This window comes from Pontibacter arcticus (assembly GCF_003284895.1).
In the GTDB taxonomy this organism is placed as follows: domain Bacteria; phylum Bacteroidota; class Bacteroidia; order Cytophagales; family Hymenobacteraceae; genus Pontibacter; species Pontibacter arcticus.
This window is the reverse complement of the sequence record NZ_QMDV01000001.1, coordinates 310889-324404: the sequence shown is the minus strand read 5'-3', so window position 1 is coordinate 324404 and position 13516 is coordinate 310889. Positions and strand designations below refer to the sequence as shown.

The window sequence follows — 13516 nt, the reverse complement described above, 5'->3', positions numbered from 1 at the left end:
CTGGAAATTAAAGTATAATTTTGGGTGATGCTCCGGAAATTACTTTCTCATGCAGCCATTTACGGATTGGCAGCCCAGATTCCCCGTTTTGCGGGTGTGTTGGCATTGCCTGTTATAACGCAGCACGTTACCACTGCCGACTATGGAGTTGCTGCCATTGTGGGAGCTTATACCTGGGGTTTGGGCATTATGCAGTCGTTGGGCTTATCTACCATTATGGTAAACAGTTTTGCCCGCTTCCCAACACGTTATAAGTGGATCTGGCGGCAGCTGCATGGTTTTTTACTGCTCTGGGGGTTGGTGTTCGGGTTGATATTGGGCGTAACTTTATACCTGGGCATACCCCAAGAAGCTGCCCAAAACCGTTGGGCTATAATCTGGCTTTGCGTATTGCCAGCCATACTTTTTAACAGCACCGATCTGCAGGCCATGCTTTTTTACCAAATGAAGCAACAGCCATTCCGGATTGCCATACGCTCGTTTATAGTTGGCACCGTTGTCGTGTTGCTCAATATTTATACCATCGCCTACCTCAAAATGGGGTATATGGGCTGGTTCTACAGTAATTTTATCGGTGCCTTGCTTGGGTTTATACTTTATGGCTCTTCCTATTTCCTGAAAGAGCAGATGTGGCCGATTTTCCGGTTTAAGTGGCACCGCATTAAAAGTTCGTTGCGTACGGCTTTGCCTGTAGTTCCGCATAATTTTTCTTTTTTTCTGCTGGATACTTCTGATAAACTGGTGCTGGATATCCTGCATGTGCCGCTGCCGCGCATTGGTTTTTACAACCTGGCCAGTAGTTTTGGATTATATTTTATGGCAGCCTCCAATGCCGTTGTGCAAGCTTCTGCGCCTTTTTACATGCAGTATTATTCCAGGGAATCAGCTGATAGAAGTGCAGCGCTTAAAGCCCGCGCCATGACCTTTGCCATGCAGGCGTTCTTCCTGGTTATCACTTTTCTGATCGGGCTTTGGCTGAAAGAGATATTTATACTTCTGATCCGGAACGATGAACTGCAACAAGCTTATCAGCTGGCGATTATTATGCTGATGGGGTATAACTTCAGGCCGATGTATTTAGGTGCTATTAACCAACTGGTTTACAAAGAACATACAAAAGTGCTCTGGAAAGTATCGACCGTGGCTGGTGTCGGGAATCTGGTGCTTAATTTTGCGCTGGTCCCTGTTTTCGGGATTCAGGCGGCGGCGTTTACTACATTTGCAGCACTGATGTACATGGGCTACTCGGGCTATCTTTTGAAAGAATACAAGCAGATTACGCAGGTTAATTACTGGCCATTGTTCTGGCTATCGGTAACGGTACTAAGTTTATTGTTAGTTTACAGCCTGGCTGATAGTGCGATTAGTAGCAAAGTATGGCTTACGGCAGGTATAGGTTTGGTAGCCGGAGTGGGTTTTCTGTATGCCAATAAAAAGTTGAAGGCATAAAAAAAGGAGAACCAAAGTCCTCCTTTTTAAAGTATAAATCTGTTACGGTTACGGTTTCAAAATTACTTTCAGGCAGTTGTCTTCTTTTTTGTTGAAGATATCATACATCTTGGCTGCATCGGCTAACGGAACAGAGTGTGTAATAATATCATCCAACACCACTTTTCCGGTTTTAACAAGGTCAAGCAGGTGATCGATGTAATTATGTACCCAAGCCTGGCCACCTTTCAGGATAATGCCTTTATCGAACCACTGGTGCAGCGGGAAGTTGTTATAAGGCGTACCATAAACGCCTAATACGCTCACTGTACCGCCTCTACGAACCGAGTCAAAGCACTTCTCCAGCACTTTCATACTTCCTTTTTCCATTTGCAGCACGTTCATGGCTTTTTCCAAAGCATTTCGGTCTGCTTCCATCCCTACTGCATCCACACAAACATCGGCACCATAGCCGCCTGTCAGTTCCCTGATCAGTTCTACGGCATCCACATCACCGGCATTTATGGTTTCTGCATTGGCACTTTTGCGGGCTATTTCGAGTCGGTAACGCTGGATATCAACGCCAATGACACGTTTTGCGCCACGCAGCCACGCCGATTTCATGGCCATAATACCTACCGGGCCGCAACCCCATACTACAACCGTTTCACCGCCTTTCATATCAGCCCAATCTATACCGGCCCAGCCCGTCGGGAAAATATCAGTCAGAAAAAGTACCTGTTCATCTGTTAAATTTTCGGGCACTTTGCGCGGGCCATAATCTGCATAAGGTACGCGTACTAGTTCTGCCTGGCCGCCGTTGTAGCCACCATACAAATCAGTATAACCAAATAAGGCCGCCCCTTTACCTTTTAATAAGCCGCCTTCCGGGCCATAATGTTCGGTATTGGAGTTTTCGCAGTGAGTTGGCAGGCTCATGTTGCAAAAGTGGCAGGTGCCGCACGAAATCGGAAACGGAACTACCACGCGGTCGCCTACTTTCAGGTTTTTAACCCCTCTGCCTACTTCTTCTACAATGCCCATAAACTCGTGGCCTAATACCATGTTGCGGGGCTGCGGAAACATACCATTGTATATGTGAAGATCTGACCCACAAATAGCAGTAGAAGTTACACGAAGTATGGCATCGCGCGATTCTTCAATTATCGGGTCTTCAACTGTATCAACTCGGATATCTTTTGGATTGTGAAATACTGCTGCTTTCATAGCTTGTTTTTAGTAGGTATATAATATGATCGTGGCTCCGGAAACCGAAGCGGAATAGTACATAACTCTAACGGCTTAGTGCAGTACGAGTTGTAGAAAAATATCCAACGTATTAATTTACAACAGAAACAAACACGAAACAGGCGTATAAGAAAAGGCGCAATTGTTATACTTTATACTTACCCGGCACAGATGGAAAATTTACATTTCACTTTTCTCACTGAAAAAAACATTCCGAAGCTGCATGCTACCTTTCTGGAAGCTTTTTCGGATTACCTGGTGCCGATACAACTGGATACAAACCAGTTCAGGAGCAAACTGAAACGGGAAGGAGTGGAGCTTAGTTTTAGCGCGGCAGCTTACAGCGGCGACCTGATGGTAGGGTTTATACTAACCGGCCTAGGTGAGTGGGAGGGCAAGCCAACAGCATACAATGCCGGAACTGGCGTAATACCAACGTACCGGGGTAACCGCATTACAGAGCAGCTTTATACCTTTATGCAGCCTAAATTTAAAGAAGCCGGAATTGAACAATGCCTCCTGGAAGTAATAACTGAAAACGCTGCCGCCATAAAAATTTACAAACGCCTCGGCTTTAGCATAACCCGCACGTTCGACTGCTTCAGGAGTTTAAAGAAAGAGCTGTTAGTACAAAGCAAGACACCGTATGCTATTAGTTTTAAAACGGTACTTAAACCGGATTGGAAATCGTATGGTTGTTTTGGAGATGTAAAGCCTGGCTGGCAGAATACTTCGTGGGCCATCACGCGCAGCCCAAATAAGAAAACAATTATTGAAGCTTATGACGAACACCAGGATCTGATCGGGTACACCGTTTTTTTCCCGGATAACGGGGCAATAGCGCAACTGGCAGTAGATAGCAATGCGCGTTGCAAAGGAATCGGGACGGCATTGCTGCGGCAGGTTTGCGAACATACAGACCATAAAGCGCTCATGTTGCTTAATATTGATACCAAAGCCGAACAAATGCTGATGTTTCTGGAGCGCAAGCATTTCTCGAAAGTGTTGAGCCAGTATGAAATGTTACTGCCACTTGTTTAGCGCATCTTACAAAGTATAAATTTATACTTTTGCTGGCATTACTATTTAATCAAAGAAGCTGTTTAGCGTTTCCAATTACAGCGCCTTAACCCACCGTTGTTGGTGGAACCACCAACAATTATACTTTCACCAATAGGAGCTTGCTGGTGAAAACACACAGCAAGGGCAGCGGCCTTTGATTTATTAAAAAACGCTGAACAGCTTCAAAGTATAAACCTTTACTCCAAAGTATAAACGTCCAGCTTTTTAGCCGAGAAGAGGTAAATGTTACGATCGCTTACCAAACCGGAAGTATACTTTTTATCTGCTGGAAGCAGTATTTCTCTTTGCTGCGAAGTATAAAGTTGATGGAAAATCAGTTTGTCCTGCTTTACAAAGTATAACTCGTTCTTCCGGAAGTTTATGTAACTAACCCCCGTAAAAGGCAGCTTGCTTTTATAATTCCCCAGGTTATCGAACACGTAAATGCCATTGTTGAAATCAAGCAGGTAGATCATGTTCTGATACTCGCGTACCATACGCACATCAAATCGCTCGCGCTCTAAAATTAAATTTAAAGGTGTTTCTGATGTGATCTTTCCTAAGCGCAAATCCAGTTTATCAAGCGAAAAATTGGTTTCGTTAAAAAGCCAGAATCCTTCATCGGAAGCAAGCGTTGCCGCACGTACTGTGTTCAGGTAATCCAGATCAAGTAAGCGGGTTGTTCCGATGGGTCGCAGAAACCTGTCAAGTAATAAAAGCTCCTGCCGGTCCTGGTAAAAAAGCAGCACCTTCATGGAGTTCCAGGCCGAAATGGATGTTATACGGCCACGGGTAGGAGGCGAAAAGGTATCGAGCGGTTTGCCCAGCGAGTCGAGTCGGAGCAGGTTTTGTTTAGTATCCAGCAAATAAATATTGCCGTTCTGATCTTCTGAAATAGCAGTGGCAGAGCTTACAGGTATACTATGGCTGAAGGTTAACTGCGGCTGTGCAGCTGCAGTTAATGTTACTATAATCAGCAGTAAGCCAAGTATAAAGTATAAATTAGCCTTCAAAAGTTTCCAGGTTAAGGGTTTTGCCATCGTATACGGCATATGTACAAAAATTAACCCATTCTCCTAAATTCACATAACGGCTTTTATCGCCGATGGGCAGATCGAGGGGCAAATGCCGGTGTCCGAAAACGTAAAAATCGTGGTGTTGTTTGGCTTCAACTTCTTTGCTGTAATGCACCAGCCATTCGTCGTCGCCTAAAAACTGTTCGTCTTTTTTAACATTGCTGATGCGGCTTTTACGCGACCACATATTAGCCATGCCTATACCAAAATTAGGGTGCAGCCTGGCAAACAGCCACTGGCATACTTTATTATCGAATACTTTTTTGAGCAGTTTATAGGTATGGTCGCCGGGGCCTAAGCCATCGCCGTGGCCAATGTAAAAAGTATGACCATTGATGGAAGTAGAAATTGGCTTGCGGTAAATGGGGATATTAAGTTCTTCGGTAAAGTAATCAAACATCCACATATCGTGGTTGCCGGTGAAGAACATAACCGGAATGCCGGCATCTGTCAGTTCGGCAAGTTTGCCTTGCAGGCGAATAAAACCTTTGGGGATAGCGTGTTTGTACTCAAACCAGAAATCGAAAATATCGCCTACCAGAAAAACGGCAGCTGCATCTTGTTGTGCCATTTCGAGCCAGCGTACAATTTTCTGTTCGCGGGCACGGCTGGTGGCAGCATCGGGCACACCTAAATGGAAATCAGAAGCAAAGTATACTTTTTTGCCGGGCTGTAGCTCGTTAATGCGGAAGGTCATCAATCAGAAAAAGAACTAATTGTTTAGGCCCGTGGGCACCCATTACTAATGTTTTTTCTATATCTGCTGTACGGCTTGGCCCGCTTACCAACGAAACCATGGACGGGAACCCTGTTTTATACTTATCACGCAGCTTTTGTAATCCGTCTTTAATATCGGGCACCAACTGACTGGCTTTAGCAACCACCAGACTTACTTCCGGATAGATATTCAGGCGGCGGCCACCTGCATTGGCAGAACTAACCAGTAAACTACCAGTACGTGTTACAAGAGATTCGCAGGTAGTAAGACTAGCTTGCGCGTTGGTCAGGAATTTTTCTTCATCGCCGGTGTACTCAATGCCGGCGTGGTAAAGGATGTGCTGCAGGTTTTTATTCCAGACAAAAAGATGATCGATCTGCTGTTCCTTCTTAAAAACGTAAAGCTGGTCGAAGAAGCTCTCCTCGTTTTCGCAATACACAAAGGTGCCGCTGTTGCGAATAAAGTTTTCTGCAAACTGTACCGTCATGTCTTCCGAAATGGGTTCGTGCAGCGGCGAGGTGAAGTCTGGGGTAGGAGGCAGAAAAGGCGCCGACATAGCCAGCGCCTCTCTTACTCTTCTTAGTACTATTTCTTTTGTTTTAGCTTCGTACATGCCTGTTTAAGATCAAGCCGTTCTCGAGTTAAAGGTGTCGTCCAGTTGGTCGGGGGCATTGTTCTGAATCGGCATACCCGGCAAAGTGCCTTGTCCGTTCTGGTCGGCAACTTCTGAGTTTTCCTGATCTAACGGAACATGCAAGCCTTCTACTTCGCTTTTGGTCTGGCTACGGTCTGTACCGGCAGTGTGTGCCTGGTACGCAGTCAGTGTATCAAACGGGCGTGGCCCCACTATACGCTCCAGATCATTCTGGAACAGTATCTCCTTCTCAAGCAACTCTTGTGCTACCAACTCCAGTTCGCGGCCTTTATCGGTTAAAAGCTGAATAGTACGTCTGTAAGCAGAGTCAATGATAGCCCTTACTTCGTTATCGATTGTTTCGGCAGTTGCTTCCGAGTATGGTTTGTTAAATGTCATCTCTGTCTGCTTCGAATCGTAGAACGAAACATTACCGATTTTGGCATTCATACCATACATGGTTACAATGCTGTAAGCAATTTTAGTGATGCGTTCTAGATCGCTTAAAGCGCCTGTTGATATCTTACCAAACACGATCTCTTCTGCAGCACGGCCACCAAGCGCCATACACATTTCATCAATCAGCTGCTCTGTATTATAGAGGAACTGCTCTTTTGGTAAATATTGTGCATAACCCAACGCAGCAACACCACGCGGCACGATACTTACTTTTACCAATGGGTCAGCGTGCTCCAGGAACCAGCCTGCAATAGCGTGGCCGGCTTCGTGGTAAGCAACAATCTTTTTCTCTTCCGGAGAAATGATCTTGTTTTTCTTTTCAAGGCCACCAATCACACGGTCAACAGCATCGTTAAAGTCCTGCTGGTCTACTGCTTTCTTGTTACGGCGAGCAGCAATCAGGGCGGCTTCGTTACAAACGTTAGCAATCTCGGCACCGGCAAAGCCTGGCGTCTGAGCAGCAAGTTTACGGGCATCTACATCTGGTGCCAGGGTAATAGGGCCCAGGTGAACGCGGAATATTTCGGTACGGCCGTTGATATCCGGCTTATCTATACTTATCTGGCGGTCGAAACGGCCCGGACGAAGTAAAGCGGAGTCTAAAGTATCAGGTCGGTTGGTAGCTGCAAGTATGATTACACCAGAATCGGTAGCGAAACCATCCATCTCCACTAACAGGGAGTTCAGTGTGTTTTCGCGCTCATCGTTACCGCCCGGAGAAGTGCCACGGCTACGGTGACGGCCAATGGCATCAATCTCATCAATAAAGATAATACACGGTGCTTTTGCTTTGGCCTGCTTAAACAAGTCGCGCACACGGGCAGCGCCCACACCCACGAACATCTCCACAAAGTCGGAACCTGAAAGGGAGAAGAACGGAACATCTGCTTCGCCGGCAACAGCTTTTGCCAATAAGGTTTTACCTGTACCCGGAGGGCCAACCAACAACGCACCTTTCGGTATTTTACCACCTAAAATCGTGAATTTAGAAGGTGTCTTCAGGAATTCTACAATCTCCTGTACTTCTTCTTTGGCTTCTTCCAGGCCAGCCACATCCTTAAACGTGATCTTTACCTTGTTCTCTGCATCAAAAAGAGCGGCCTTAGATTTGCCGATGTTAAAGATCTGACCACCTGCACCACCAGCTGTAACGCGGCGCATCAGGAACCAGAAACCAAATAACATCAGAATTACAAAGCCCCAGGTTGCAAAAAAGTCCATCAGGCCGGTTCTATCCTGCAAGGAGTAGCCGATCTGTTGTTCTTTAGGCACGTTTGCCTGTAATTTCTCCAGGTCTTCTTTAAATACCTCCGGTGAGATGATCTGGAAATGGTATTGTGGCCCGGCATCCATTGCCCAGTTGCCACGGTTCTGAAGTTCTGCTTTATACTTATCGTTCTGCAGGGCTTCTTCTTTCAGGTATACTTCTACCACCTTGCCATTCACAATAGCGAGTTTGTTTACATCGCCACTCACCAGCATTTCTTCAAAATCCTGTTGGGTAGTTTCGATGGAAGCACTGCTTTTGTTTAACCAGGCAAGTCCGAATATTAAAAGAATCAGTGCGGCCAGCATCCACAGTTGCATTGTAGGCCGTGGAGGCGTAGTCGGGATGATGGGTTTTTTCTTTTTAGTCCCTTTATTATTATTTTCTGCCATGAATAGTTTGTTTCGGATACACGGAAAACACGGGTGCCAGCTATTTGTTTAAGAAACAGACGGTACCCGTGTTAAATTGTTTAAACAGATTCTATATGCTGAATGCCGGCATCGCCCCAGAGCTCTTCCAGTGCGTAGAAGTCACGTTTATCTTTCAGGAAAACGTGTGCTACTACATCTACATAATCCAATAAGGCCCACTCCTTGTTTTGGCGGCCTTCGCTTTGCCACGGGTTTTGGCGAACGGCCTTAAAAACCTCTTCTTCAATAGAAGTGGCGATGGCGTCTAATTGGGTGTCGGAACTTGCTGATGCTATTACAAAGTAATCAGAGACGGCGTTTTTGAGTGATTTAAGGTCAATTACAACAATATCTATGGCTTTCTTTTCCTGCATGCCTCGCACGATCAGTTCTGCCAATTTGTCTGAATTAGCCTCAATCTTGGGTTGTTTCATTTGTGCTACTTAAATTTGAGGTACAAAAGTATTAAATTCTGAGTTAAAGTATGTTGCCTAATACGCTGTTTATTGGCCAAAAGCAGATTTTTCTGCCAGTTTGTGAATCTACCAACTCAGAGGCGCAACAGCTTCTTATCAAAAATGAAGCCATAGAAGGCTGCGTAGTTTACACTGCCCAACAAACCCATGGCCGCGGCCAGCGTGGCAATGTTTGGGAGGCGGCGCCTGGCTGTAATATAACCTTGTCTGTTGTGCTCTCACCAACTTTCCTGCCTGTCAGGCAACAGTTTTACCTGAATATCATCGTATCGCTGGCAGTGCTTGATCTCTTACGTGAGCAAGGTTTGGCAGAGGCGCAGGTAAAGTGGCCAAACGATTTATACTTTAAAGATAAAAAACTTGGCGGAATACTAATAGAAAATACGATAAACAGTTATGCTATTCAACATAGTATTATCGGAATTGGTTTAAATATTAACCAGACACAGTTTACGTTTCCAACGGCTACTTCTGTGAGCTTATTGCTTGGGCAGGAAATGAGTGTAGAAGTAATGCAGAACCGCCTGCTGGAACTGCTTGAAAAAAGATACTTGGAGCTCCGGAGTAATAAAACGGCCAGGCTGAAATATGAGTACCTGCAGGCATTGTACCGCTACCAGGAAACGCACCATTTTTTGGTAGCTAACAAGCAGGTAGAAGGCCAGATTGTAGGAGTGGACGAAGATGGCCGCCTTGCCGTAGAGATCGCAAATGAACTGCAGTATTTCGCTTTTAAGGAAATCGGGTTTGTTATCTGATAGCCTTGAACTGTAATTTATACTTGCTTTGCTGCTACCGGGTTAAAAAGTAACAATTGCAGGCACGGTTGTTGAAATAGGCCAGCACAGGTATATATTGAATTTCTATACTGACAAAAAGTATAAATCCTTTCGAAATATTTTAAAAATTATATTTTAAAATTGCTTTTTTGGGTTACCTTTGAATAGGTTTACCATATAGGCGGATTGCCTTCGAAACCGAAACCAGATGCTATGAAAATTTCTACAAAAATATTTTTAATGGTCACGCTGCTAAGCACGCAACTACTGGGCACTGCTCTGGATGCGCGTTGCAATGCAATTGCAGACGAAGCTGCTGCTGGGGTTGCACCCGCTTACAAAGGTGGTGCTACGCTCTGGAAACTGCAGCAACAGGAACCAAAATCAACCTTAACCGTGTCGGCTACCAACGCGAAGCTAGATGCTTTTTTCACTTCTGAGAAACATACCTGCTCTACCATTTATGCATCAGCAGTAAGCGATATCTTTCATACGATGGAGCTGAAAGCCAATAAGAGCATGTATAAAGCAGTTGCAATGGCATCGTTTGCGCCGGGCCGTGATATTAAGAACCCTACGATCAATGCATACCCAAATCCGTCGCATGGTGTAACGCGCTTTACGTTAAACCAGAACAGCCAGGATAACTACCGCATCCGTATCTCAAACACGATCGGTAAAGTGGTACAAAGCGCTGATCTGCCGGCATCCGGTGCTACCAATATGTATGAGTTCGACCTGAGCACTTTGCCGTCGGGTATCTACTTTTACAGCCTGTTGGTAAACGATAAGACCATCGAAACAAAAAGACTGATTCTTCAGAAATAATAACTGCTAAAACCAGTTCTAAAGTATAAAGCCGGCCCAATGGTCGGCTTTTTTAGTATAAAGTTCTAATTTTAAGCAGCCGCTTTACATTATTTAGTATTTTCGGGGCTGAATCAACAACCGCTATGACAGATTATCGGAAGATCAATAACCTCGTTGGCTGGGTCGTGTTCCTGATCGCGACTATTGTTTATGTGCTTACTTTAGAGCCAACAGCCAGTTTCTGGGATGCAGGAGAGTTTATCGCCTGTTCGTATAAGTTATTAGTGCCGCACCCGCCGGGGGCCCCTTTCTATTTGCTGATGGGCCGCCTGTTCTCGATGTTCGCCTCAGACCCTACGCAGGTTGCCTGGTGGGTAAACTTACTTTCGGCGCTGTGCAGCTCGTTTACCGTGTTATTCCTCTTCTGGACGATCACCATACTTGCCCGCCGTTTACTGACCAAAGCCGGCGAAGCTCCAACAACCGGAAATACCTTGCTTATAATGGGCAGTGGCGCGGTTGGTGCATTGGCTTATACTTTCTCTGATTCTGCGTGGTTCTCTGCCGTAGAAGCCGAAGTATACGCGATGTCGTCTTTCTTTACCGCTATTGTTTTCTGGGCTATACTGCGCTGGGAAGCTAAAGCAGGCGAGGCGTATTCTGATAAGTGGCTCATTTTGATTGCTTATTTGGTAGGCCTTTCCATCGGTGCTCACTTACTGAACCTGGTTGCCATTCCGGCCATTGCGTTTATCTATTATTTCCGTTTATACAAGCCAAGTTTTTGGGGTGGCGTAATCGCGTTTATGATCAGTGCCGTAATTGTGGTTTCCATACTTTGGGGCGTTATACCGGGCTTGCCAACCATTGCCGGTAACTTCGAGGTGTTCTTTGTAAACTCACTCGGTTTGCCATTCAGCTCGGGTATCTTGGTTTTTGTAGCGTTGGTTATTGCAGCTATCGGGTTCGGTTTACGCTACTCTATCAAAACAAATAACCGCATTCTTAATACCGTTATACTTAGTTTTATCTTCGTTCTGATTGGTTATTCTTCTTATATGATGATTCCGATCCGCTCTTCTTACGATCCTACAATCGATGAAAACGACCCGGACGATATCCTGAGCTTTGTGTCTTACCTGAAACGTGAGCAGTACGGCGATCGTCCTTTATTGTATGGTCCGCAGTATAACGCGCAACCAATTGGTCAGGAAGAAGGCGAAGTGCGCTATGTAAAAGGTAAAGACAAGTATGTAGCCAGCAGCCCTAAAATAGAGCCGATCTACGAAAGCAAGGATAAAGTGCTGCTGCCACGTATCTACAGCGATGCACCGCAGCATTTAGATGAGTACCGCAAGTGGGTTGATCTGAAAGAAGGCCAGACACCGTCTTTTGGGCAGAACATGAGCTTTTTGCTGCGTTACCAATTAGGCCATATGTACTGGCGTTATTTCGGCTGGAACTTTATAGGCCGCGAAAGCGATGTGCAGCAATCCGGCGTACTTTGGTTTGACGGAAACAAGGATAGTTTACCGCCAAGTGTTGCCAACAGCAAAGCGCGTAATTCTTTTTTCCTGTTGCCGCTGCTGGTGGGTATACTTGGCCTGATCTATCAGGTGCGTAAAAATGAGCGCGATGCTTTTGTGATTGGGTTGCTGTTCTTCTTTACAGGTATTGCCATTGCACTCTACCTGAACCAGCCACCCATTGAACCACGCGAGCGCGATTATACGTTTGCAGGCTCGTTCTACTCGTTCTGTATCTGGATCGGATTGGGCGTACTCGGCCTTGCGGAGTTGCTGGGTAAAATTATCCAGAGCCAGCAAGCCAGAGCCGCTGTCGCAACTGTTGTATGTTTGGCTGTGCCAGGCATTATGGCTGCTGAAGGTTGGGATGACCATGACCGCTCTGAGCGTTACCAGTCTGTAGACTCCGCTAAAAACCTCTTGGATTCTGTTGCGCCGAATGGTATACTTTTCACGAATGGCGATAACGATACTTTCCCGCTGTGGTATGCACAGGAAGTAGAAGGTTACCGTACCGATGTGCGTGTATCTGTGTTGAGTTACCTGAACACCGACTGGTACATCGACCAGATGAAACGCCAGGCCTATAAATCTGATCCGTGGCCATTGTCGCTTGAAAACGAAGATTACCGCCAGGGCACAAACGATTACCTCCCTTTTGTAGAGCGCGAACAGGTAACGGCAGGCATCGACCTGAAGCAGTTTGTACAATTGGTGAAAGACGACCATCCGGCACTGAAGGTACAGTATGGTGCAGGAACAACCTTGCTTACCATGCCAACCAAAAATTATTTCCTGAATGTGGATAAGGCGAAAGTGCAGAATATGGGCTTCGTTTCGAAAGACAGGCAAACGGAAATAACAGACCGCATGCAGTGGACGATTAATAAATCAATGCTCGAGAAAAAGCACCTGATCATACTTGATCTGCTGGCTACGAATAATTGGGAGCGCCCGGTATACTTTGCCTCTACGGTAAACAGAGCTGATTTTATGGGCTTATCAGAATACTTCCAGTTAGAAGGCCTGGCTTACCGCATAGTGCCTGTTAAGGCGAGCGAGGAAAGCGAGAACATCAACAAAGAAGTAATGTATGAGAACCTGATGAAGAAATTCAGATTCAGGAACTTCGATAAAGAAGGCATCTTCTATGATGAGAATTATTACCGTTTCTCGGCCCAGGCGCGCGAAAAATATGCGATACTGGCTGCAGCTTATTTAGAAGATGGCAACAAAGCCCGCGCCAAGGAAATAGCAGATTATTGCTTTAAGGTAATGCCTGTGTCTACTATCCCTTACGATTATTTTACGCCTCCTTTTATAGCAATTTATGCTGAACTGGGCGAAACTCAGAAAGCAGATCAGATGCTCGAGAAAATGGCAAAAGACTCGCAGGAGGCCCTGGATTACTATTTTACGAAAGGCCCTTTGTTCGATATGGAGATCCAGACGAACATGGTTATGTTGCAGCAACTGATCGGGGTAGCACAGCAAATAGGCAAAGACCAGCGTGCCGCCCAACTGCAGGAACAGTTTATGCAGTACATGCAACGCATGCGCCGCTAAACAAAAAACAATAGTATACAGTAATAAAAGCCGGGCTATCAGGAATGTAGTCCG

11 protein-coding genes are annotated in these 13516 nt (G+C 45.6%); 5 read left to right on the top strand and 6 right to left on the bottom strand.

Annotated elements, in window-relative coordinates; all coding sequences use genetic code 11:
* The first annotated feature begins 27 nt into the window (after positions 1–27).
* On the top strand, positions 28–1449 hold the full coding sequence (locus DP923_RS01435; RefSeq protein WP_112303796.1) for a lipopolysaccharide biosynthesis protein: 1422 nt from the start codon (positions 28–30) through the stop codon (positions 1447–1449).
* 48 nt (positions 1450–1497) lie between these two features.
* On the opposite strand, the gene DP923_RS01430 is transcribed toward DP923_RS01435, so the two are convergent.
* Positions 1498–2655, bottom strand: a complete 1158-nt coding sequence (locus DP923_RS01430) for a zinc-dependent alcohol dehydrogenase (protein ID WP_112303795.1) — start codon at positions 2653–2655, stop codon at positions 1498–1500.
* Between the two features lie 192 nt (positions 2656–2847).
* Between DP923_RS01430 and DP923_RS01425 the strand changes: the two genes are divergently transcribed.
* Positions 2848–3717: a GNAT family N-acetyltransferase gene (locus DP923_RS01425; RefSeq protein ID WP_112303794.1), complete on the top strand. Its 870-nt coding sequence runs from the start codon at positions 2848–2850 to the stop codon at positions 3715–3717.
* A 218-nt stretch (positions 3718–3935) separates the two neighbouring features.
* Here DP923_RS01425 and DP923_RS01420 read toward each other — a convergent pair whose 3' ends face one another.
* The 5 genes from DP923_RS01420 to rsfS form a co-directional block, all read right to left on the bottom strand.
* Positions 3936–4778: a hypothetical protein gene (locus DP923_RS01420; protein ID WP_239020897.1), complete on the bottom strand. Its 843-nt coding sequence runs from the start codon at positions 4776–4778 to the stop codon at positions 3936–3938.
* Positions 4741–5511, bottom strand: a complete 771-nt coding sequence (locus DP923_RS01415) for a UDP-2,3-diacylglucosamine diphosphatase (protein ID WP_112303793.1) — start codon at positions 5509–5511, stop codon at positions 4741–4743. Before DP923_RS01415 ends, DP923_RS01420 begins: the two co-directional genes overlap by 38 nt.
* A complete protein-coding gene (locus tag DP923_RS01410; RefSeq protein ID WP_112303792.1) occupies positions 5495–6145 on the bottom strand; it encodes a LutC/YkgG family protein in 651 nt (216 codons plus the stop codon). Before DP923_RS01410 ends, DP923_RS01415 begins: the two co-directional genes overlap by 17 nt.
* Positions 6146–6157: 12 nt before the next feature.
* Complete coding sequence (gene ftsH, locus DP923_RS01405; RefSeq protein ID WP_112303791.1) at positions 6158–8284, bottom strand: ATP-dependent zinc metalloprotease FtsH; 2127 nt, start codon at positions 8282–8284, stop codon at positions 6158–6160.
* An 80-nt stretch (positions 8285–8364) separates the two neighbouring features.
* The gene (gene rsfS, locus DP923_RS01400) at positions 8365–8739 is read right to left on the bottom strand and encodes a ribosome silencing factor (RefSeq protein ID WP_112303790.1); all 375 of its coding nucleotides are present in this window, start codon (positions 8737–8739) and stop codon (positions 8365–8367) included.
* A 50-nt stretch (positions 8740–8789) separates the two neighbouring features.
* Here rsfS and DP923_RS01395 point away from each other — a divergent pair, with 50 nt between their 5' ends.
* The 3 genes from DP923_RS01395 (at position 8790) to DP923_RS01385 (ending at position 13462) form a co-directional block, all read left to right on the top strand.
* Complete coding sequence (locus DP923_RS01395; protein WP_112303789.1) at positions 8790–9539, top strand: biotin--[acetyl-CoA-carboxylase] ligase; 750 nt, start codon at positions 8790–8792, stop codon at positions 9537–9539.
* A gap of 234 nt (positions 9540–9773) precedes the next feature.
* Positions 9774–10388 (top strand): T9SS type A sorting domain-containing protein, encoded by a 615-nt coding sequence (locus DP923_RS01390; protein WP_125047610.1) that lies wholly within the window; start codon positions 9774–9776, stop codon positions 10386–10388.
* A 125-nt stretch (positions 10389–10513) separates the two neighbouring features.
* A complete protein-coding gene (locus DP923_RS01385) occupies positions 10514–13462 on the top strand; it encodes a protein O-mannosyl-transferase family (protein ID WP_112303787.1) in 2949 nt (982 codons plus the stop codon).
* Positions 13463–13516 lie beyond the last annotated feature (54 nt).